The sequence below is a fragment of the Asanoa sp. NPDC049475 genome (assembly GCF_040676915.1).
GTDB lineage: Bacteria > Actinomycetota > Actinomycetes > Mycobacteriales > Micromonosporaceae > Asanoa.
In genome coordinates this window covers 751,807-774,047 of the sequence record NZ_JBFAPY010000002.1, presented here as the reverse complement: position 1 = coordinate 774,047, position 22,241 = coordinate 751,807, and the positions used below count along the sequence as shown (strand labels likewise).

Sequence of the window (22,241 nt, the reverse complement as noted above, 5' to 3'; positions counted from 1 at the left end):
CGTCAATGCGCCTCGCTCGGGCCGTTGGCCGACTCCTGGATCCAGCTGCGCACCTGCCGGCGGCTGGCACCCATGCGTGCGAGGCGGTCGGAGCGGTCCGTTGTGGACGGAGCCGGCGCGGGCCGGTCGACCGGCTCGCCGAACAGGTACGAGCTCAGCGCCCGCAGGTTCGGATGGTGGAACAGGCTCAGCGCCTCCACCGGCCGCCCCAGCAGCTCGGTCAGCTCGGCGCTCATCTGGAGCAGCGAGATCGAGGTGAAGCCGGCGTCGAAGAAGTTCGCCGCCGGGTCGAGCCCCCGACCCAGCACGGACTCGGCCAGCTCCCGCACCCGCGCGTCGGGCGGCGCGGCGCGCTCGGCCGCACCGGGCTCGCGCTCGGGCGCGATCGGCTTGAGCGTGTCGCCGATCTCGAGCCGGTCCACGACGATCACGCGCGCCGGCACGACGTTCGCGGGCAGCACCCCGGCGAGGTGCGCCCGCACGGCGTCCTCGCCGACCTCGGCACCCGCAGACCGCTGCGCCCAGACCCGGATCGCCTGCCGGCTGCCGTCGTCGACCACCTGCGCGACCGCGTCGGCGACCCCGGCGCACCCCCGCGCCACGGCCTCCAGCTCCTCGAGCATCACCCGGTAGCCGTAGACCAGCACCTGCCGGTCCGTCCGGCCCGCGAGGTGCAGCCGGCCGGCCGCGTCGGCCCGGGCCAGGTCGCCGGTACGCAGCCAGCGCACACCATGGTCGTCGGTGAGGAAACGCTCGACGCGGGGCCGCGGACCCTCCAGGTAGCGCTCCGCGATGTGCGGCTCGGCGACCCACAGCTCCCCGAGCTGGCCGGTGTCGCACCGCCGGCCGTCGGGCGCCCGCAGCTCGACCCGGCGGCGCGGCAGCGGCCGCCCGATCGGCACCTGCGCGGTCGGCGGCAGCGACTCGGCCGGGCCGATCCGGTTGGCCACCACGATCTGCGGCGTCTCGGTGCAGCCGTAGCCGTTGACGACGACCGCGTTGACCGCGCGCGACCGGATCAGCTCGGCCGTCGCGACCGACAGCGGCGAACCGCCACAGACCACCGCCCGCAGGTCGGGCAGCGGGTCCGGGTCGGCGCCGAGCACGAGCGACAGCAGTGCCGGCGTCGCGTCGACCACCGTGATCCGTTCCCGGCGCAGCCAGGCGGCCAGCCGGCCCGGGTTGCCGAACGCGTCGGGCGGTGGCACGCACAGCGTCGCACCCGCCCGCAGGGCCAGCCCGATGTCGCGCAGCACCGGGTCGTGCGCCGGGCCGCTGAGCATCGACACCCGGTCCGCCGCCGTGACCCCGAGCAGGTTCGCCAGGTCCGCCAGCGCCTCCTCGGCGACCGGGGTGGCCACCCGCACGGCGAGCGGGTCGCCGGTGGTGCCCGACGTGAACAGCACGTGCGCGGGGCCGGCGGACGGCGCCGGCAGGCCTTCCACGGGTGTGGCCGGCCCGACGCCGGACCACGGGTAGGCGTGGGTCACGCCGGCGATGTCGAACGCGCGACGGCGTCGCTGCTCGGGCCAGTCGGCGTCGAGCAGCACCGCGGTCGCGCCGGCCCGCCAGCACGCCAGCAGCCGGACCACGAACTCGCGCTCCCGGCGGGCGGGCACGGCCACGACGGCCGACGGTGCGAGCTCCGCGGCGGCCTCGGCCACCCGCTCACTCAGGTCCGCGTAGGAGATGACGCCGTGCTCGTCCGCGATCGCGGCCGCTCCGGGGTGCCGCCGCACCAGCTCGACCGTCGGGACGGCCGGCTCGGCGGCGGCGCGGGACGCGTCCGCCGGCACCTCCAGCAGCTCGCCGAGCGGGCGGGCCGGGTCGGCCGCGGCCCGGGTCACGAGCCGCACGATCTGGGCCAGCAGCGCCGTCGCGTCGGCCGGGTCCACCAGTCCCTGCGGGCTGACGAGGTGCAGCCGGTAGCCGGCACCGCCGCGCCGGACCAGGTAGAGCCCGAGGTCGAACAGCGCCCACGCCGGTGGCAGGTCGTGCTCGACCACCGCCGCGTCGCCGAACGAGGGCGGAGTGACCTCCTGGGTCAGGTCGCTGAACCACAGCCGGATCAGCGGGCTGCGCGTGGTGCGGGGCAGCCGGAGCCGGTCGACGATGTCGTCGAAGGCCGGCAGCGCGTGGTCGGTGGCGTCGGAATAGGCGTCCCGCAGCGCGTCGTAGGTCCGCAGGAAGGCGTGCCGGCGGTCCGGGACCACGGGCAGCGGCAGGGTGTCCAGCAGGAAGCCCACGAGCCGCTCGTCCTCGGGCCGGCTGAGCCGCACGCTCGGCAGGCCCACCACCTCGGTGCGCTCCTGACCGCTCCACGCGGCCAGGGCCGCACTCGCCGCCGTGAGGAAGAACAGCGCCGGGGTGAGACCGCGCGACCGCAGCGCGGCGTCGAGGTCCGCCGACTCCTCGGCGGTGAGCCCGAGCGTGCGGGTGGTCGCGAGGTGGACGCTCTCGTCGCGCTCGGCGGCCGACAGCGGCAGCGGTGCGGCCGAGCTGACCCCGGCCAGCCGGCCCTCCCACCACGCCAGGTCGTCCTGCCACCGTGGGGTCCCGACGAGCCCGGCCTCGTGCGCGAGATGGGCCAGCAGGCTCGGCGCGGCCGGGGCAACGGCGGGCTGCTCACCCGCCGCCCGCGCCGCGTAGGCCTCGGCGAGCTCGGTCAGCACCAGGTCGGTGGTGCGCAGGTCGGAGATCAGGTGGTGCATGACCAGCACGAGGAAGGTGCGGTCGAGCGCGGGCGCGTAGACGAGGCCGACCCGCCACAGCGGTGGGGACGCCATCGGGAACGGCCGGTTCGCGAAGCGGTACAGCGCCTCGTCGACCGCCTCGGCCGGGTCGCCATCGGCGGTGCGCACGACCTCGACGGCGAGCGGCACCGTGACCGCGTCACCCACCACGATGGATGGTTGCCCGGGTCGCGGTTCCACGACGGCGCAGCGCAGGGCCTCGTGGCGGGCGGCCAGGTCCGCCAGGCTCGCCCGCAGGGTGGCGGGCTGCAGGCGGCCGGCGATCGACAACACCCGGACCACGTTGTACGCCGGTGAGTCGGGCTGGAGGCGGTGCCAGGTCCAGATGCGGCGCAGCGTCGGCCCCAACGGCGCTTCCGCCGGACGGTCGGTGACGTCCGCCGGTCCCTGCTCGGCGGCCGGCGCCGGCTCCACCTGTCCGTCGAGGCGGCTGGTCACGGCCGCCACGAGGTCGGCCAGGGTCGGGTCGTCGCGCAGGATCGCCGACATGGGCAGCTCGACGGCCAGGTCGGTGCGCAGGCGCGCGATCAGCCGCGCGGCGGCCAGCGAGTGCCCGCCGGCGGACACGAACGCCTGCTCGTCGTCGGTCCCCGCGTCGTCGCCCAGCACGTCGGCCCACGCGGCGCGCACCCTGGCCGCGACGGCGGCGTCCTCCGCACCCATCACGCCTCGCCTTCCCGCTGCGCCAGCGCCAGCTCGGCCAGCGCGGCGCGGTCCACCTTGCCGTTGGAGGTCAGCGGCAGCTCGTCGAGCGCCACCAGCCGCGCCGGCACCATGTACTCCGGCAGGCGGTCGACCAGCGTCTCGCGTACGCGCTCGACCGCCACGCCTGGCGGGCGGCACGTGTAGAACCCGGCCAGGGAGCGCGCACCGGCCAGGTCGACCGTGACCACGACGGCCTCGCGCACGGACTCCATCGCCGCGATCACGGACTCGATCTCACCGAGCTCGACCCGATAGCCACGGATCTTGACCTGGTGGTCGATCCGGCCGAGGAACTGCAGCTGTCCGTCCGGCAGCCAGCGGCCCCGGTCGCCGAAGAAGTACATGCGCTCGCCGGGCACGAAGGGGTCCGGGACGAACCGCTGGGCCGTCTGGGCCGGGTCACCGTGGTAGCCGAGCGCGAGCACCGTGCCGGCGGCGTACAGGTCGCCGGGCTCGCCGATCGGCACGCGGCGGCGGTGCTCGTCGAGGACGTAGTACCGCGCGTTCGCGATCGGGCGGCCGTACGGGATGCTCGGCCACGCCGGATCGACCTCGCCGATGTCGTAGTAGGTCGACCACACCGCCGTCTCCGTCGCGCCGCCGTAGTTGACGACCAGCGCGTTCGGGAAGACGGTGCGGATCTCGTCGGGCACCGAGAGGGCGATCCAGTCGCCGGCGAGGAACATCAACCGCATCGACTCGCGGCCGGGACCCGCAAGGCGCGAGGTGGTCAGGAACGGCAGGACCCACGCGAACAGCGGCGGCGCCGAGTTCCAGAAGGTGATCGGCTCGGACAGCATGACCTCGGCCAGCCGGGCCGGCTCCGCGAGCTCCTCCGCGCTGGCCAGCCGGACCGACCCGCCGGCACTGAGCAGGCCGAAGATGTCGTAGATCGACAGGTCGAAGCAGAACGAGGTCACCTGGAACAACCGGTCCGCGGCGCTGACCCCGTAGGTGGTGGTCACCCACTCCAGCATGTTGACCAGCGCCGTGTTCGAGACCGAGACGCCCTTGGGGTTGCCGGTCGACCCCGAGGTGAAGATGACGTACGAGACGTCGCCCGGCCGCCCGCGCGCCGGCAGGTCCGTGCCGGGCCGCTGCTCCACGTGCCAACGGGTCCAGACGCGCAGCCCCGGGGTTCCACTGTCCACGGTGGACCGGCGCAGGACCACGTCCCGCTCCCCCGCCCGCGCCGGGGACCAGTCTCCACCCGCCAGGTCGGCGAACGAGGCCGGATCGGCGACGTCGGCCAGGACCACCGACCCGCCGGGCCGCACGAGCTCCGCCAGCTCGTCGAGCACGACACGCAGGTAGGGGATCCGTGCGGGGCCGGCGACGACCGCGACGTCGTACGAACCGGGCAGGAGCTCGGCGACCTGGTGGGCGTGCCCCGTGACCAGGTCGGCGAACAGGCCCTCGTCCTTGGCCCAGGCCGTGCCGGCCCGCACCGCGGACTCGGAGGGGTCCAGCCCGGCGTACAGGTCGACGTGCGGCGCCACCAGCCGCAGCACCGATCCGGAGCCGAAGCCGAGCTCCAGCACCGCCGACGGCGCCTCGGCCAGCACCAGCGCGCTCACCCGCTCGGCGTCGGTGCCGTCCCACGGCTCGCCGGCGTCGGGCACCGGCAGCTGGTGCTCCGCCGCCGGCACGTCCATCAGCACCAGGTCGGTGAGGCCGGGCGCCGCGTCGACGCGCGACAGGTCCGCGGCGCCGCCGACCAGCCAGCGCGCACCCGTCGACGACAGCACATAGCCGAGCCGGTTGGGCGGCCAGTCCGGGTGACACGGCACGAACGCGGCGCCGGTGAGCGCGACACCGAGCAGCCCGACCACGGTGTCCGGGTGACGCCGGCCCACGACGCCGACGTAGTCGCCGGCTCCGACACCGTGCTCCTGCAACAGCCGGGCGAGCCGGTTGGCCGCCGTGAGCAGCTCGCCGTACGTGTACGCCGTGCCTGTCCCGTCGAGGACGGCGGGCGCGTCCGGCGCCCGGCGCGCGGCCTCGGCCACCAGCCCGGCCGGCACGGCGTCGTCCCGGTAGGGCCGGTCGGTGGCGTTCCAGTCGGACGGCGGGTAGTCGGTCACGGCAACGGCCTCCTCACGGTCTCCGCGAGCAGGTGCTCCACGGCGTCGTGGACGGTGACGCCGAACTCCTGCTCGCGCTCGTGCAGGGCGAGATGGCCGCCGTCGACCCGGAGCTGCAGCGGCGGGTCGCGGAACAGGTCGTCCCACGCGCGCAGCGAGGGCTCCGGCACGATCCAGTCGCCGCGCAGGCCCACGACGGCGGCCGGCACCGGGACCGGTGGACGCAGCGGCCGGTACGGGAAGGTCTCGACCATGGCCAGGTCGGCCTGGAGCGGCGCGGCGAACGACGCGGCCAGCTCGGGCAGCTCCAGCATCTCCCGCGCCGCGAGTCCCATGTCGACTGCGGCGTGCAGGAAGTCGTCCAACGGCAGGTGCGCGACCGGCGGGTGACCGACTCCCGTCTGCGGTGACCGGGAGCCGCAGACCACCACGCCCTCCGGCGGTGTGCCGGCATCGGTGAGGCGTGCGGCCAGCTCGTACGAGAACGAGCCGCCGAGGCTGTAGCCGAGCAGGAGGAGCCGCTCCGACGGCAACGTCGGCAGCACCGCCAGAAGCTCGTCGACGACCGCGTCGACGTCGCGGAGACACGGGTCGCCCATCCGCCGGCCGTGTCCCGGCAGGTCGACCAACGCCAGCCCGCAACCGGACGGCAGGTAGCGGCGCATCGCCTGGAAGGCCCGGCCCGAGCCGCCGGCGTACGGGATCGCCAGCACCAACGGTCCCGAACCCGGCTCGGTCAGCAGGTCGATGCCCAGCGGCGCCGCGCCGCGGCGAACCCTGGTGCGCGCCGCTTCGAGCGGGTGGCCGGACGGGGTCCGGGTGGCGGGCCGGAGCCCGGTGACGGGCATCGGCACGCGGTGCCGCAGCGGCTGCTGCCCCAGCACCGTCCAGTCGAGGTCGTGGCCCTGGGTCCACAGGCTAGCGGCACTGGTCAGCAGCGCGCCGGGCCGCACAGGGGCGGTGGACACGCCGCCCCGGTGGCCGGGTCGCGCCAGCACCGCCCGTGCCCAGAAGGCGGGATCGCCCGCGTCGGTGGCGGTGACCGCCGGCCCGCCCGGGCCGCAGTGCAGGGGGATCGTCGGTGGCTTGAGGGCGACACCGGCCACCGCGCGCTCGAGCTCTCCGGCGTCGGCGACGACCCGCACCAGCGCGGCCGCGTCGGCCGGCGTGAGCACCTCGGCGACCGCTGCCGCGGCCAGCACACCGACGCCGTCGGCGGCCAGCGCCGCGGGTCGCACGCCGGCGGCGAGCCACACCTGGGCGAGCGCGGCCTCGGCGGCGAAGAGGACCGTCTCGGGAGGTCCGGGATCGCCGAGCAGCTCCAGCCAGCCGTCGAATGCCTCGGCGAAGGCCGGCACGGCACGGTGGAGCGCGGCGACGGCTGTCGCCGGCGCGCCACCAGGGAAGACCAGGGTCACTTCGGTCGGGGCCGGCGCCAGCACCCGCGGGCTGTCGACGGCGCCGAGCACGCCCGCGGCGTCCAGCGCACCCGTGCAGACCGCGGCGGCGCGGACGGGATGGACGGTCCGAGCGTGTTGCAGCGTGGCCACGGCGTCCGCGAACACCTCCTCGCCGCGCCAGACGAGGTGGTGGGCGAGGCGCTCCCGCACGACCCGCTCCTCGGTGGCGGTCCGCCCCGACCAGACGAGGACGCGCGGCTCCTCCGCGTGCATCGTGAGCGCCCGCGCCGGCGCCTCCGACAGCACGACGAACCCCGCCTCCCCCGCCGCGACCGCGGCGACCCGCGGGGCGCTCGGGTCGCGGGGCCAGGGTGCGACCCGGTCCTGCCCGACGAACGGCGTCCCCGCCAGCTCGAGTCGGGGGTCGAGGGCGCTGGGGGGCAGCTGCTCGCGCTCCAGCGCCAGCGCGACCTTCACGATGCCGGCGAGGCCCCCGCCGGAGACCTGCCCGACGCGGTGGCCCGCGACCGCCACGGCGGTGACGTCGCCGCACACCTCCACGTACCCGACGTCGCTCGGGAGCTCGCCCCCGGCGGGCACGCCGTCGCGGATCACGGCCCAGACGTGATCGTGGTCGGCGAGCGCGTCGGACAGTCGCTTGAGCGCGACGACACAGACACCGCCGGGATGGCCCGCACCGCCGACCAGCGCCAGCGCGCACGTCCTATCGCGAAGCGCCGCACCGGCCAGGTGGACCGCACGGAAACCGTCGGCGGCGACGACCGGACCGGTCACGCCGAGCGCCCGCGCCACCTCGGCCGCACCGTCGGCGGCGAAGACTCCGACAGTGGGGCGGGCTGCGGCGTCCTCGAGGGCGGCGTACGCTACCTCGGCGAGCGCCACGGTTGTGGGCTCCGGCAGCGCACCGTCGGGTTCCCGACCGCGGACGAGGTCGAGCCAGAGCCGCTCGAGGTCGTCGGCGCCGGTGTGCCGCGCGGCCAGTCCGACGATCGCGACGGCATCGTCCGAGTCCAGCACGGCTATCTCCCCTGGGCCGACCGCCGCCCGAAACCCGGGCCTTGCGTGTCAGGGACGCTACGGGCGCCCGCGCGGGGGTGTCGTGTCGCCGGAACCGGCGACCTGGCGGCTGACCCCTTGGATTCGGCGGTCGTACGCCCCGGTGACGTGCCGTCCCCTAAAGCGGGGACCCGCCCGTGCGACGGGTCCCCGGCTAGCGTCTCGAATCGGGGGAAATCAATCGTTGTCCAGCGTGCTGGCGCCTGCCGTTCCACGGTGCGCGCCGGTGAGCGGCCAGATCCCGCCCCCAGCTGGACAAAGAGTGAGGATAGCCATGATCAGGACGGACATCCTTGTCAGCTCGCCGATCTACCTTCTAGGGCTCGTCCAGACGTTGACCCAGGCCGGGATCAAGGTCGTCGCGGCTCGGACGACGCCGGACGAGGAACCGTCCTGGCTCGCCGACGCCGTGGTCGTCGACGTCGACGCGCTGGCCTCACCCGACGACCTCACGCCGATCACGCGGGCCGCGCGGAGCACGCCCGTTCTCGTGCTGAGCGGCCAGCGGGTCCCCTGCGCCGGTCCCTACCTGCGGGCCGGAGCGTCCGCTGTGGTCAGCAAGTGCGAGTCCGGCGAGCACATCGTCGCGGCCGTACGCGCGGTGATCGCCGGCACGCACGTCGGGCCGGACGACGGCGGCCGGCGGGCCGCGGCGGAGCGCACAATCGCCGGCTGCCACCTCTCGGAGCGCGAGGAGCAGGTGCTCGGTCAGATCTCCCGCGGCCTCACGCACGGGCAGATCGCCACCCGGCTCGGGATCAGTCCGCACACGGTGGACACTTACGTCAAGCGCATCCGCGCGAAGCTCGGCGCCGGCAACAAGGCCGAGCTCACCCGGGCCGCGTTGCTCGGCCGGCTGGTCGGCCAACCCGACCCGGCACCCGGTGACGTCGCGCCCCAGGCACCGGCCGCCTGATGACCAGCCAACTCGAGGCCGGACCGGAGCTCGCGGACCCGGCGCCGGAGCGGACCGGCATCGGCGGCTCCGGGCGGCAGCGGATCGCGGCCCTGGTCGTGCTGATCGTGGTGGCCCTGGTCGGCGTGGCGGCGACACTGTCGCTGCGCACACCCTCGGCCCGGCCCGCCTCCGCACCGACCGACGCGTTCTCGGCCGACCGCGCGACCGCGCTGCTGCCCGGCATCGCCTCCGTGCCGCACCCGAGCGGGTCCGCGGCCGCGGCGGACGTGCGCGCGTACCTGACGAACCAGCTCCGCGGCCTCGGTCTGCAGCCCGACGTGCGCACCTCGGTGGCCGCGCGGTCGCCGGAGGGCGGTCACCAGAGCGCCGGCACCGTCTCCAACGTGCACGCCCGCATCGCCGGCACCGACCCGACGGGTCGGGTGCTGCTGGTGGCGCACTACGACTCCGTGCCGACCGGGCCGGGTGCCTCGGACAACGGCGCGAACGTCGCCGCGATCCTCGAGGTGGCGCGTGCCCTGCGCACCGGCCCGGCCCCCCGCAACGACGTCGACCTGCTGTTCACCGACGGCGAGGAGGCCGGACTGCTCGGCGCGCAGGCGTTCGTGGACTCTGGCGCCGCCGGCGACCCGGCCCGCGTCGTGGTGGTCAACCTGGAGGCGCGCGGCGTCTCCGGAGCGGCCGTGATGTTCCAGATGGCCGGGACCGGCCTGACCCCGGCCGTGCGGGCCGCCGACCCCGTCACGACGTCGTTCGCCGCCGCCGTCTACCAGGTGCTGCCCAACGACACCGACCTCACCGTCTTCGACCAGGCCGGCATGCGAGGCCTCAACTTCGCGTTCATCGAAGGCTCGGCGCACTACCACACGCCGCACGACGACATCGCCCACGTGTCGGCCGGCAGCGTGCAGGACATGGGCGAGTCGGTGCTGGCCGCGACCCGGGACCTCGCCGCCGCCGACCTCTCGGCCACGGGCGGCGACTCCACCTACTTCTCGCTGTTCGGCACCGTCGTCTCGTACCCCGGCTGGCTCGTCCTGCCCCTGGGCGTGCTCACGCTCGTCGCCTATGTCCTGCTGCTGGTCCTGGGCCGGCGCCACGGCCTGCGCCTCGGCGGTGTCGGCCGGGCCGCCGGCACGTTCGCGGTCATGGTGCCCGGCGCGGTCGTGATCGGCATCGGCGGCTGGCTGCTGCTGACCACGCTGCGTCCGGAGCTCACGGTCGGCCTCGGCGGGATCTACCGGCCGACCCCCTACGCGCTGGCCGAGGTGGTGCTGCTGCTGGCCGTGCTGGTGGCCTGGTACCGCTTCGCGCGCCGCAAGGCCAGCCCGGAGGAGGTGGCGGCCGGCGTACTCGGCTGGTTGACGCTGTTCACGGTGGTCTTCGCGGTGCTGCTCCCCGGCGGGGCGTACCTGTTCACCTGGCCCGCGCTGATCGGCGTGGTGGCCCTGGCGGCGGCGTTGCGGTTCACGGACGCCGGCTCGCCGGTGCGCACGCTCGCCGGCTGTGCCGCGGCCGTGCCCGGCATGGCGCTGCTGCTGCCGGTCGTCCTGCTGCTCGTGCCCGCGCTCGGCATCGGACTCAGCGCGGTCCCGCTGCTGTTCGCGGCGCTCCTCGCGGGCGTGCTTCTGGCCGTGCTGGAGCCGTTGCCCAGACGCCGGCCCCTGACCGCCGCGACCCTCGCGCTCGCGGTCGGTGCCGCGGCGACGATCGGCGTCAGCGCGGCGGCGGACGGATACGACGCGACCCGGCCGCGCCCGGTCAGCCTCGGCTACGTGCTGGAGACCGACTCGGGCACGGCGACGTGGGTCAGCGTCGGTGGCCCCGACGAGCCGCAGGTCGGCCGGCTGCTGACGGCCGGGCAGATCGACCTGGCCGACCGCGTTCCACCGATCGGCCAGGAGCCCGTGAACAGCGGCCCGGCACCGGTGGCCGCGCTGACGCCGCCGGAGGTCTCCCCCGTGGCGGCGCCGACCGACGAGGGCGACGGGGTCAGGTCCGTGCGGGTCAGGATCACGGCGCCGGCCGGCGCGTACGCCGTCGACGTGTATGCCGACACCGCGATCCTGAGCGCCACGGTGGACGGCGCCCCGTTGGCGGGAAGCGCCGCCTCCCCGTGGGAACTGCGCTACTCGGCACCACCGGCCGACGGCGTCGAGCTCACCCTGCGCACGCGGGACCCCGGACCGTTGCGGCTGCGGGTCGTCTCGTCCGCGGCGGGCCTGCCGCCCGACGTCGGCGCCCCGGCGCTGCCGGCGGACGCCTCGTGGTCGAGCTGGCCGGTCATTCCCGCCCAGACGTTCGTCGTGCGTACCGTCGAGCTCTGACGGTCTCAGATCTCGTGGTTGGCCTGGAAGAGCCGGTCGGGGTCGGCGGCGGCGCGGATGCGACGCAGCCGGTCCCAGGCGTCCGGCTCGAAGGCCCGGCTGGAGTCGCCGCCGACCTCGTCGTAGTTGAGGTACATCCGTCCGCGTGACCACTGCGCCACGGCGTCGACCGTGCGCTCGCAGTCGGCGATCGTCTGCTTCGCCAGATCGCCGACCAGGATGCCGGCGGCCAGCATGAGGAACTTGCCGTCGAACCGGGCGGTGGCGCCGGCATCGGGCTCGACCCGTCCGAGCGCGCCGCCGAGCTGGCGGATGTCGATCACGTTCAGGATGGTGCCGGAGGTCGGTCCGGCCGCTTCGAGCAGCCGGCCGATCGCCTCGGGCGGGAGTTGGTCGAGCAGCACGGCCCGACCGCCGCCCGGGACCGGCTCCTCGGGATCGAGGTGCAGGCGCGCGAGGGCCTTCGCGGGGACGCGGGCGAAGGTGTCGAACTCGGGTTCGAGGGCGCGCAGCGGCGCCAGGATCGCCTGGGCCTCCGTGTCGTCACCGAGCACGGCGCCGTCGACGACGACCAGGTGACGGCCCTGGAACACCTCGGGGACCTCGGGGATCGGCGGAAAGTTCAGCAGCCGCAGGCAGGTGGTCGCGGCGTCGGGCGCGGTGACCGACCAGGGCGCCCAGGCTTCCATCACCCGCTGGGCCTCGGTGATGTCCCAGACCATCATCCCGGCGTACGCCGTCTCGATCGGGAACAACGTGAACTCGATCGCGGTGACGACGCCGAAGTTGGCCGCGTTGCCGCCCCGCAGCGCCCAGAACAGGTCGGTGTGGTGCTCGGCGTCGGCGCGGACCATGGTGCCGTCCGCGGTGACGAGCTCGACGGCGGTCACGGTGTTGGCGCCGAGGCCGTGGGCGCGGGCGTACCAGCTCAGGCCGCCGCCGAGGAGGTAGCCGACGACCCCGGTGTCGGGGCTCGAGCCGTGCAGCGCGGCCAGGCCGTGCTCGGCGGCGGCCTCGACGACCGGCAGCCAGACCTCGCCGGCCCGCACGCGGGCGGTGTGGCCGTTGATCTCGATGCCCTTGAGCTCGGACATCCGCATCAGCACGGTGCCCGAGAGGTCGGTCCCTTCGAGCGGGTGCGCGTTGTGCCCGGTGCCGACCGGCGCTACCCGCAGGCCCTCCTTCGCGGCGGCCCGCACGACGGCGGCCACCTCGTCGGCGGTACGCGGGAAGACCACGGCAGCGGGCCGCAGGTCCACGGCCAGCGCCCAGGTCGTCCGCGCCTGGTCGTACCCCTCGTCGTCCGGCAGGAAAACGCCGCCGCCGGCCAGTCCCTTGTCAAGGCTCATGTCTGGTTTCCCCCGTGTATCCGATGTTCTTCTCACAGTGAGAGTAACCGCGTCGCCGCTCGCGTCACGCCGGCCGTGACGCGGATCTCTCGGCCGCCCCCGTCGGCGCCGGTGCTTCTAACCTGAAGCCCATGCGATTCGGACTGGTCGGCTACGGCTTCGGCGGCCGCTACTTTCACGCCCCACTTCTCGCGTCCGCGCCGGAGATCGACTTCGCCGGCGTCGTGACCCGGTCACCGGACCGCCGGGCCGAGCTGGCCGCCGACCGTCCCGGCGCCAAGGCCTACGACTCGCTGCGGGCGCTGGCCGCGGACGGTGTCCAGGCCGTGGCGATCTCCACCCCGGCCGACACCCACGTCCCGCTCGCGCTGGAGGCCATCGAGCTCGGCCTGGCGGTGGTCGTGGACAAGCCGTTCGCCCTCGACGCCGCATCGGCCCGCACCGCTCTCGATGCGGCGTCCGAGGCCGGCGTTCCGATCAGCGTCTACCAGAACCGCCGGTGGGACTCGGACCTGCTGACCGTGCGGCGCCTGATCTCCTCGGGCGCGCTGGGCGACGTCACCCGCTTCGAGTCCCGGTTCGAGCGCTTCTCGCCCGACCCCGGCCCGCCCGCGGCCGGCGGCGGCAACCTGCGCGACTTCGGCGCACACCTGGTGGACCAGGCGCTGTTGCTGTTCGGACCGGCGACACACGTGTACGCGCGGATGGACGCCCGGGACGCCGACTTCTTCGTCAGCCTCCAGCACGCGGGCGGTGTCTCGTCGCTGCTCTGGGGCAGCTGGGTCCAGGGCGCGCCCGGCCCGCGCTTCCGTGTCACCGGCACGACCGGCACCTACGTCGTGGGCGGGATGGACATCCAGGAGGAGCAGCTCGTCGCCGGCCACACGCCCGCGACTCTCGGCGACCGGTGGGGCGCCGAGCCCTCGGACCGCTGGGGTCGGCTCTATCGCGGCGGCCCGGACGTCGAGACGGTGCCGACCGAGCGGGGTCGCTGGGATCTCTACTACCCGGCGTTCGCGGCCGCCGTCCGCGGCGAGGGTCCGCTCCCCGTCGACCCGTGGGACGTGGTCCGCGACATCGAGGTGCTGGACGCGGCTCGCGCGAGCGCATCGACAGGTGCGACGATCATGCTTTGACCCGTATCCGGGGAGGACGATCGTGCGATTCGCCAAACGACTGTCGATTGTGGTCGCGCTGGTGGTCGGTCTACTGGCGCTGTCGGTGAACGCGGCTCAGGCCGCCTACTACAACACGTACACCGACATCGCCAGTACGCCTGACACGAGCTGCTGCACCGGCGTCCAGGGGTTCGCGGCCGGATCCACGTACCTCTACTCGGTCAAGAACCACACCAACGTGGACGACGTGTCCGTCATATACCGCATCCACAAGACCACCGGCGCGCGGGTGCTGATGACGAACGGCACCGACAACACGTCGACGAACCCGTGGCTCGGGCACGCGAACGACATGACGATCGTCGACATCGACGGCCAGCACTACCTGTTCGTCGTGACGATGAAGGACACGGGCGCGCAGCTCGTGCGGCTCCGCTACGACGGCACCACCTACTACCACGCGGGGTCGTACCAGGTGCGGCTCAACGGCGCGGTGGCGAAGCCGTCGGGGATCCACCGGGTCGCGGTCACCGACACCACGATCAGGTTCCTGTTCAAGAGCGGCCGCACGGTCTACAACGCCAGCCTCCCCCTGCGCGCGTCGTCGGGGACGATCAACCTCACGAAGGCGTTCGACCTGCAGGTCGAGGGCGCGTTGGTGAACGGGGCGGTGGTGCCGGACCTGGCAACGTTCCTCAACCAGGGCTTCTTCTACGACGCGCCGAAGCGGGTGCTCTACTACCCGCTGACGAAGGACAACCGCAGCATCGTCCTCGTCTACCGCAACGTGGGACCGACGACCACGGGAACCGCCCCGGCGGCCACGGACCTGTCGTTCCGCATCACGTCGTCGGCCTACTCGAAGCTGTTCGAGATCGAAGGGGTAGGGATCAGCGACGGAAAGCTCTACTTCAGCACGAACCGGGCCAGCGAAACCGCCGCCAACGACGGCGTACACGTCTTCAACGGCTACATCGCCGCCTAGCCCGCCTGGGAGCGCCATCATTTCGCACTTCGGTGGGATTTGTGCGAAATGATGGCGCCATGAACTTCACCCGGAAGGTTGTCGTCGTCACCGGCGCGTCGGGAGGGATCGGCATCGGAGTGGTCGCCGGCTATCGGTTCGGCCGCGTCGACACGCTGGTCAACTGCGCCGGGCTCTTCGGTCCCCAAGCCGTTCACGGAGTACACCGGCGCGGACTACGAGACGGTCGTCGGCGTGAACCCGCGGGGCTTGTTCGACATCCCCCGCGGTGCGATCGCGGCGATGCTCCCCCGCGACGGTGGCGGACACGTGGTCAACGTCTCCACCAGCCTGGTCGGCAACGCCGATGCCCACGTGCCGGCCGGGCATCCGCGATCTGGAACAGGCACCGTTCGTCACCGGCGAGATCTCCCATGTCGACGGTGGTCAGAGCGCGGGCCACTAGAGAAGTTGCAGCATCCGGTCGCCGAGCACCGCCGCGGAGTGCGGGTTCTGGCCCGTGACCAGATTCTCGTCCTCCACCATGTACGGCTCCCACTTCGGGCCACGGCTGTACTTGACCCGGACCTTCTCCTTCAGGTCCGTTTCCAGCAGCCAGGTGGCGCGGGAGGCCAGGCCGACCTCTTCCTCCTCCTCGTTGCTGAAGCCCGTGACCTTCCTGCCCGCGAACGGCGAGTCACCGTGGATCCTCGTGGCCAGCATGGAGGCGGGCGCGTGGCACACGATGAAGAGTGGGTCGCCCGACAGGAGCTGCTGGGTGAGCAGGCGGCCGACGTCGGCGTCCCAGGCCAGGTCTGCCATCGGTCCGTGACCACCCGGCAGGTAGACCGCGTCGTAGTCCGCCAGGCGCACGTTCGAGAGCTGGAGCGGTCGGCGCATCACCTCGGCATCGCGGATGATCTCTTCGAGCTCGAGGGCGCCCTTCTCGCCGCCCGCCATCGAGGGCCGCAGGCTCATCATGTCGACGTTCGGAATGGCCCCGCCCGGGGTGGCGACCACGACCTCATGACCGGCATCCGTCAGCATCTTGTACGGGTTCGCGAACTCCTCGGCCCAATACCCGGTCGCGTACCTCGTGCCGTCCTTGAGCACCCAGTAGGTCGCGCCGCTCACGATGAAAAGTACCTTCGCCATGTCGCTCGTCCTCCTCGTACCCATTTGGAAACGGGATCTGAATCGGTCATTCGCACCGCGGACGCGAATAGCGCGCGCCGACGATCTGCCGCCGTCCGTGGCGTGAGCGGACAGTGCGACCGTGGCCACGATACGCAGCCGGAGGAGGCATTTCAGCTCGTCTCGCGGTTAGGGGCCTCGACCAGTCGGGGCGGTCGAGCGAGCAGTGCGACGAGTCGGAACGGAGTTGCCGGCCACGGTCGGTCGTACACCTTCTCCACCCGTCGGCGGATGTCGGCGAACTCGGGCCACGGGCGCTCACCGGTGTACGGGAGCACGCCCGCGACGAGGTGGAACAGCAGGCGCCACGTCGCCAACCGTCCGAAAGGGAGGTTGGTGACGACGTCCCGGAGAACCGGTCGCGCGGCGTCGGGCGCGCGATCCACGAGGTCCGCGATCGCGGCCGACCGGGTCCGGGTCGGCGCCGACCTGTCGCCGGCGACCGCGGTCAGCACGTCGATCGCCGCCGCGTCCGGGAGGGCCGCGACGGCACCCATCCGGACGGCCGCCGGCAGCGACGGGTCGGCCGCGACGCGACCGGCACCCGCCGTGGTGACCACCGACGCCAGCCCGAAGGCACGGGCAGGAAGGGACTGACCCCGCAACAGCTCGACACGCACCTCGTACGGCAACGCCGCCTGCTCGTGCGCCGATGGGGTGCTCGCCATCATGACCAGGCGCTCCACCGCCAGCCGGCGGATCGTGGTCGAAGCCCTCTCGTCCGTCACCAGCGCGGCCAACGCGCTGTGGTCACGCAGGTGCTTGGCCATGCTCACGGAGGCGTCCAGGCGCACGCGTCCGCGCGCCGGGCCGACGGCGAGGCGGACCAGGGTGGCTGGAATGCCACCCGCGGCGAGGATGGTGGCGGCCCTGACCCGGCTGCGGGCGGACCTCAGGCGCGAGCCGGCCACGGCCCGCAGGGTCTCGGCGCCGAGCGGGTCGTCGAGGTGCAGCAGCGCCGTGGCCGCGGCGATCCCGCGCGTCCTGGCCCGCCTGCGCAACCAGCGCACGGATGCGGGGTCGTCCCCCGCCGCCAGCACGTGGTGCCCGTGGACGCGGAGGATCGGCGGCAGCCCGCGGCGCCGGACGAGCTCGCGCAGCGCGGGAATGGCGTCACGCTCGCCGCGGCGCACGAGCTCGGCCACGATGACCGCCCGGACGCGGCCCGTCGGAGCGGACTCGGCCACCCGTTTGAGGCTCGGCGTTCCCGCACGGGCCACCAACGCGTACGCGGCCGCCGCGCCCAGCTCCGGCGTTCCACCGGCGACCAGTTCCTCGAGCCGCCCGAAGTCTCCGAAGCCGGCGATGCGGGCCGCGACCCCGTACGCCATCGGGGTGTTGGCGCAGTCGTCGGCCAAGGCCTGCAGCAACGCGTACGCGGCGGGATGTCCGGAGTCGACCAGCTCGCACACCACCGCGTACCGGAGTTTCGTCGCGCGCGGGAGCCCCCATGAGTATTCGGGTTCGGCGCCGGGCGTCGGCGCGGCCAGGCGGAGCAGCGCCGAGTCGTCTCCGTGCTTCGCGAGCTCGCTCGCCGCCTGGGCACGCACCAGGTACTCGACACCAGGCTCGTCGACGAGCGCCCGCAGCGGCCCCGGCTCGCCGTCCCGACAGAGCCGAATGGCCGCCTGCACGCGTTCGTCGTGCGTCAGCGAATGGTCGCCCACGCGCTCGGTGAGCACGTGCCGGGCGATCCGTCCCAGGGACCCACCGGAGTCGCGCGGCGCCGAGTCCTGCAACGACCGCCGGGCCGACAGGTCGAGCGCGACACCGCGCCCGTCGAGCGCGGTGGCCGCCCACCGCGACACCTCCGGAGGAAAGTCCCGGGCGGCCAGGCGCAGCAGCTGGACACCCTGGGTGCGGTCGACGTCCGCGACCGCGTCCGCCACCACCGCCCGCGTCCAGAAGTCGACGGTGGTGTCCCGCGCGAGCCCCACCAGCCGGTCCAACACCGCCGCGTCGACACTGAGCTCACGCAGGACGCGCAGGCAGTCCGCCGCGACCCCGGCGTCGGCCGCGAGCTGTGTGAGCAGCGACTCGACCACGCGGTTCCAGGTCGTCTCCCCGACCGGCACGCCGTCCGCCACCAGGTCGCCGGCGGCCACGACGTCGCCGGACTCGTCGAGCAGCCGGGCCACCAGCTGGTCGGCGTCGCGTCGGCGGGCGGCCGCGAACCCGGCCAGGCTGCGCGTCGCCGGGTTCAGCGCCACCGCGCGCCAGCCGACCTCGTCGAAGCGGTCCGCCTGGCCGCGGGCGGCAAGGAACTCGGCGAAGCTCTGGTGCGCGAACCGGAGCCGTCCTTGCCGGACCTCGAGCAGCCCGGTCGCCACCAGCAGGTCGCGCACCAGTCGATCCGCGTCGGGCACGAGCCCGCCCAACGGAGTCGGTGCGTGGGCGGCGAACCAGCCCGTCGCGGCCGCGCCGAGATCCGCGTCGACCGTCGCGAGCTGGGTGGCCCCGAGGTGGTCCAGGAGGTCGTTGACGACGCCGTAGAAGTCGGCCTCGAGCCAGGTCGCGACGGCCTCGCTCAACCGGCCCCGACCGCTCAGCGCACCAGTGAGCGATCCGCGAAGCTCGGACAGCTCCCGGCGGCCGTCGAGCAGGTGCTCGACGAAGCGCTCGTACAGTGCGGTCCGGCTCGTCGGCAGTGCCGCGCCCCCGGCCTGCTCGAAGACCAGCGCCGCGATCGTCGCGAGGAGCGGCACGCGCGCGACGGGACCGAGCCGGGCACCCGACACCCGGGCGAGGAACAGGCTCGCGTTCGGCGATCCGCGCGAGGCGAACCACCGCCGCGCGAACTCCTCGAACTCGGCGCGGTTGAAGGGACGCAGCTCGTAGACGACGGCTCCGCCGCGCTCCAGCTCGGACATCTCGGCGCCGGGCAGCGGACGGGTCGTGACGACCAGCCGGTAGTGGCTGTTCTTATTGTCCAAAATGGAGCGCAGTCGCCACAGCACCTGGGACCGCTGGTCCCGGTCGATGACCTCGTCGAGGCCGTCGACGAGCACCAGCCAGCGGCCGCCGCGCCGGGGAGGGAGCTTGAACAGCGCCTCGGGGAGCTCGACGTTGAGGTCGCGGCGGGCCGCGGACACACCGGCGGCGGCGAGGCTGGTCCCGGTGAGGTCCAGCGCCGAGATCGCGACAGCGCTGTCACTCCCGGTGGCGATCGCGTCCCGGGCGAGCTCGGCCACGACGGTGGCGACCAGCGTCGACTTCCCGGCACCCGCCCCACCGATCAGCACGGCGTGCGCGTCACGACCGATGACATCGGCGACGCTGCTGTCGACGGTGCCGCCGACCGTCGCCCGCGGACGCACGTAGATGTCCGACAGCGCGGGTGCGTGGTAGCCGAAGAAGCGGTAGCGGTGCCGGGTCGCGTCGGCCTGCTGGGCGTGCAGCAACTCGGCCAGCGGGCCGTCAACGGCGCGGCGTGACCTTCTTACGCGCCGCCCACCGCGCACAGCCAGGTAGAGCGCCACCACCGCGGCGACCGCGCCAACGACAGACGCGACCTTGTCGCCGGTGTCCAACCAGGCGACGAGGCGATCCACGCCGGGATCGTACCGACGTGGACCTGTTCGCGGCCGACTCTGGTCAGGACCCTTCGCCGCAGTCGCCGACCGACTCCAGCCGGGAGTTGCTCCGTGTCGGCCAACCGACTCTTATGCTCTCGCCCCATGGGGTTCGACGTCGTCGCCGGTCTGCGTTCGCTCGACACGTACGCAGACGTGTGGCGTTTCATCAGGTCGTTCGCCGCCGAGTGGGCCGAGCCGATCCGGGAGGCGGACGACGTGACCCGGGCGGAACTCGACGAGGCCGAGCAACGACTCGGGGTGCGGCTGCCGGAGGTGATCCGAGAGGCCTACCAGCTGATCGGGAACTTCCCGTACAACCCGGAGCCCTACACGGACCGCTTCTCGATCAACCTGGTCGAGCTGGTGATGTGTGACGCGGTCGAAGCGGGGGACCGCAGCGACGGCCGGGAACTGACAGACTACGACCGCGGCCTCTTCGACGGGTTCACCCCGCTGTCCACCATCCTGCCGGCCATGGAGTGGAACATGCCGTGGCACGTGAGCCCCGACGTCATCCTCCGGCGATCGGAAGACCTCATCGTCATCGCCGCCCGCACGGACGAGGCCCTGGCCGAGTTCCGCGTCAACCACCCCGGAGACTGGATGAGCCGCTGGCACGAGGGACGCGCGTTCCAAACGTGGTGAGGGGCTGGTCAGCAGGTGGAGTGGAAGAGGCCGCCGACAGGAGTGGTGGCGATCAGTTCGTCCGCGGCGACTTGTCCACACAGCCAAGCCTATGACCGTGCCCCACACCGACGGTGCGGGCCGGCTGCTCGCTGCGTCGCTCTACTCGTCCTCGGTGAAGACCTCCTCGCGCCGTTTGCGGATCGTGGGGAGCACCGCGATCACCAAGGCCGCCACCGCTACCGTCAGCAGGACCGCGGAGATCGGGCGGGTCAGGAAGACCGTCGCGTCGCCGCGGGAGATGATCAGGGCTCGCCGGAGGTTTTCCTCCAGCAGCGGTCCCAGGACGAAGCCCAGCAGCATCGGTGCCGGTTCGCAGCCGCACTTGATCAGGATGTAGCCCAGTAGCCCGAAGAAGACGATCGCGTACACGTCCCAGGCGTTGAAGTTCAGTGAGTACGTGCCGATCGCCGCGAACAGGATGATCATCGGGAACAGGACCGGGTACGGGATGCGGAGCATCTGGACCCACATGCCGATCAGCGGCAGGTTCAGCAGCACCAGCAGGACGTTGCCGATCCACATCGAGGCGATCAGGCCCCAGAACAGGGCCGGCTCGTCGTTGATGACGTTCGGGCCCGGAGTGATGCCGTGCACGATGAACGCGCCCACCATCAGCGCCATCACCGGGTGTGCCGGCAGGCCGAGCGTCAGCAGCGGGATGAACGACGTCTGTGCCGCCGCGTTGTTCGCCGACTCCGGGCCGGCGACGCCCTCGATCGCGCCGCGACCGAACTCCTGCGGCCGCTTCGAGACCCGCTTCTCCACCGCGTACGACGTGAACGACGCCAACACGTGCCCACCGCCGGGCAGCACGCCGAGCGCCGACCCGAGACCCGTGCCCCGCAGGATCGGTGCGACGATGCGCCGCCGGTCCTCCCGCGTCGGCCACAGGTCGCGGACCTTGCTGACGACCGCCGCTCGCGTCGACTCGTTCTCCAGGTTCCGCAGGATCTCCGCGACACCGAAGAGACCCACCGCCACCGACACGAAGTCGATGCCGCTGTAGAGCGAGCGCTGGTCGAACGTGAACCGCGGCGTACCCGTGTAGATGTCCTGCCCGACCGTTCCGAACAGGATGCCCAGGGCGATCATCGCCAGCGCCTTCAACGCCGAGCCGCGGGCCAGGGCGATGGACACGATCAGGCCGAGGAGTACGAGCGAGAAGTACTCGGCCGGCCCGAACTTCAACGCGACGTCGGCCAGCGGAGGCGCAGCCACGGCGAGGATGAGGGTGGCGACCGTGCCCGCGAAGAACGACCCGATGGCCGCGGTCGCCAGAGCGGGTCCGGCGCGGCCCTGCCGGGCCATCTCGTGCCCGTCGAGCGCCGTGACCGCCGCCGACGACTCACCCGGCAGGTTGATCAGGATGGCCGTCGTCGAACCGCCGTACTGCGCCCCGTAGTAGATGCCGGCCAGCATGATCAGGGCCGTCACCGGCTCGAAGTTGAAGGTGATCGGCAGCAGCATCGCCACCGTCGCCGTCGGGCCGATGCCAGGCAGCACGCCGACCGCCGTGCCGAGCAGCACGCCCACGAAGCAGTACAGGACGTTCTGGACCAGGAACGCGGTCGAGAAGCCCAGCGCGAGGTTGTCGAGAAGTTCCATGCCTCAATCCGGGTGACGCGTCAGAACTGGAGCCACGGGCCGAACAACGGGATCCGCAGCTGGAGTCCGACGACGAAGATGAGCGTCGCGCCAAGGGTCAGGCCGGCCGCCACCGCGAGCGCCCACCAGGGGCGCACGCGGGAGCTGGCCAGCGTGGTGAGCAGAGCGGCCACGAACGACGTCGGCACGAAACCGAGGCGTCGCACCGTGAAGCCGAAGAAGACCACGGCGACCACGATGGCCGCGACGGCCCGCCAGGGCACGGCGGTCAGCGTGATCACCTCGCCGGCGACCAGTCCTTTGACGACGATCGCCAGGCCCAGGGCAGCCATGACGGCGCCGACCAGCAGTGGGAAGTAGCCGGGTCCCATCCGCAGCGGGGTGCCCAGCGAGTAGCCGAGCGACCCCACCACGAATGCTCCGCCGATCGCGACGAAGATTCCCCCGGCGAGGATGTCCGCGAGGGACTTTCCGCGTTCCATCG

The 22,241-nt window shown here is 73.2% G+C and carries 13 protein-coding genes; 5 read left to right on the top strand and 8 right to left on the bottom strand.

What is annotated here, in order from left to right:
* Nucleotides 1-2 precede the first annotated feature (2 nt).
* The 3 genes from AB0J88_RS09785 to AB0J88_RS09775 are packed head-to-tail and all read right to left on the bottom strand — an operon-like array spanning nt 3 to nt 7,980.
* Nucleotides 3-3,416, bottom strand: a complete 3,414-nt coding sequence (locus AB0J88_RS09785) for an AMP-binding protein (protein ID WP_364346544.1) — start codon at nt 3,414-3,416, stop codon at nt 3-5.
* Complete coding sequence (locus tag AB0J88_RS09780) at nt 3,416-5,542, bottom strand: AMP-binding protein (RefSeq protein WP_364346546.1); 2,127 nt, start codon at nt 5,540-5,542, stop codon at nt 3,416-3,418. The genes AB0J88_RS09785 and AB0J88_RS09780 overlap by 1 nt, the downstream gene beginning before the upstream one ends.
* Complete coding sequence (locus tag AB0J88_RS09775) at nt 5,539-7,980, bottom strand: thioesterase domain-containing protein (RefSeq protein WP_364346547.1); 2,442 nt, start codon at nt 7,978-7,980, stop codon at nt 5,539-5,541. The genes AB0J88_RS09780 and AB0J88_RS09775 overlap by 4 nt, the downstream gene beginning before the upstream one ends.
* 313 nt (nt 7,981-8,293) lie before the next feature.
* Between AB0J88_RS09775 and AB0J88_RS09770 the strand changes: the two genes are divergently transcribed.
* Nucleotides 8,294-8,935 (top strand): response regulator transcription factor, encoded by a 642-nt coding sequence (locus AB0J88_RS09770; protein WP_364346548.1) that lies wholly within the window; start codon nt 8,294-8,296, stop codon nt 8,933-8,935.
* On the top strand, nt 8,935-11,265 hold the full coding sequence (locus AB0J88_RS09765; RefSeq protein ID WP_364346549.1) for a M20/M25/M40 family metallo-hydrolase: 2,331 nt from the start codon (nt 8,935-8,937) through the stop codon (nt 11,263-11,265). Before AB0J88_RS09770 ends, AB0J88_RS09765 begins: the two co-directional genes overlap by 1 nt.
* A 5-nt stretch (nt 11,266-11,270) precedes the next feature.
* On the opposite strand, the gene AB0J88_RS09760 is transcribed toward AB0J88_RS09765, so the two are convergent.
* The gene (locus AB0J88_RS09760; RefSeq protein ID WP_364346550.1) at nt 11,271-12,614 is read right to left on the bottom strand and encodes an FAD-binding oxidoreductase; all 1,344 of its coding nucleotides are present in this window, start codon (nt 12,612-12,614) and stop codon (nt 11,271-11,273) included.
* A 131-nt stretch (nt 12,615-12,745) separates the two neighbouring features.
* On the opposite strand from AB0J88_RS09760, the gene AB0J88_RS09755 reads away from it, so the two are divergent.
* On the top strand, nt 12,746-13,750 hold the full coding sequence (locus AB0J88_RS09755; RefSeq protein WP_364346551.1) for a Gfo/Idh/MocA family oxidoreductase: 1,005 nt from the start codon (nt 12,746-12,748) through the stop codon (nt 13,748-13,750).
* Between the two features lie 22 nt (nt 13,751-13,772).
* A complete protein-coding gene (locus tag AB0J88_RS09750; RefSeq protein WP_364346552.1) occupies nt 13,773-14,717 on the top strand; it encodes a hypothetical protein in 945 nt (314 codons plus the stop codon).
* A gap of 441 nt (nt 14,718-15,158) precedes the next feature.
* Here the strand turns inward: AB0J88_RS09750 and AB0J88_RS09745 are convergent, their stop codons facing one another.
* Both AB0J88_RS09745 and AB0J88_RS09740 read right to left on the bottom strand, forming a co-directional pair.
* Nucleotides 15,159-15,851, bottom strand: a complete 693-nt coding sequence (locus AB0J88_RS09745) for a type 1 glutamine amidotransferase domain-containing protein (RefSeq protein ID WP_364346554.1) — start codon at nt 15,849-15,851, stop codon at nt 15,159-15,161.
* Between the two features lie 152 nt (nt 15,852-16,003).
* Complete coding sequence (locus AB0J88_RS09740; RefSeq protein WP_364346556.1) at nt 16,004-19,441, bottom strand: NACHT domain-containing protein; 3,438 nt, start codon at nt 19,439-19,441, stop codon at nt 16,004-16,006.
* Nucleotides 19,442-19,567: 126 nt separating this feature from the next.
* Between AB0J88_RS09740 and AB0J88_RS09735 the strand changes: the two genes are divergently transcribed.
* Nucleotides 19,568-20,110, top strand: a complete 543-nt coding sequence (locus AB0J88_RS09735; RefSeq protein WP_364346558.1) for a hypothetical protein — start codon at nt 19,568-19,570, stop codon at nt 20,108-20,110.
* A 141-nt stretch (nt 20,111-20,251) separates the two neighbouring features.
* On the opposite strand, the gene AB0J88_RS09730 is transcribed toward AB0J88_RS09735, so the two are convergent.
* Complete coding sequence (locus AB0J88_RS09730; RefSeq protein ID WP_364346560.1) at nt 20,252-21,757, bottom strand: tripartite tricarboxylate transporter permease; 1,506 nt, start codon at nt 21,755-21,757, stop codon at nt 20,252-20,254.
* 20 nt (nt 21,758-21,777) lie between these two features.
* Nucleotides 21,778-22,239, bottom strand: coding sequence for a tripartite tricarboxylate transporter TctB family protein (locus tag AB0J88_RS09725; protein WP_364346562.1), 462 nt, complete (start codon nt 22,237-22,239; stop codon nt 21,778-21,780).
* Nucleotides 22,240-22,241: the final 2 nt, after the last annotated feature.

Coding starts and splice junctions, on each gene's coding strand:
- AB0J88_RS09770 (WP_364346548.1), top strand. CDS start 8,294: ATGATCAGGACGGACATCCTTGTCAGCTCGCCGATCTACCTTCTAGGG.
- AB0J88_RS09730 (WP_364346560.1), bottom strand. CDS start 21,757: ATGGAACTTCTCGACAACCTCGCGCTGGGCTTCTCGACCGCGTTCCTG.
- AB0J88_RS09735 (WP_364346558.1), top strand. CDS start 19,568: ATGGGGTTCGACGTCGTCGCCGGTCTGCGTTCGCTCGACACGTACGCA.
- AB0J88_RS09745 (WP_364346554.1), bottom strand. CDS start 15,851: ATGGCGAAGGTACTTTTCATCGTGAGCGGCGCGACCTACTGGGTGCTC.
- AB0J88_RS09785 (WP_364346544.1), bottom strand. CDS start 3,416: ATGGGTGCGGAGGACGCCGCCGTCGCGGCCAGGGTGCGCGCCGCGTGG.
- AB0J88_RS09725 (WP_364346562.1), bottom strand. CDS start 22,239: ATGGAACGCGGAAAGTCCCTCGCGGACATCCTCGCCGGGGGAATCTTC.
- AB0J88_RS09755 (WP_364346551.1), top strand. CDS start 12,746: ATGCGATTCGGACTGGTCGGCTACGGCTTCGGCGGCCGCTACTTTCAC.
- AB0J88_RS09760 (WP_364346550.1), bottom strand. CDS start 12,614: ATGAGCCTTGACAAGGGACTGGCCGGCGGCGGCGTTTTCCTGCCGGAC.
- AB0J88_RS09765 (WP_364346549.1), top strand. CDS start 8,935: ATGACCAGCCAACTCGAGGCCGGACCGGAGCTCGCGGACCCGGCGCCG.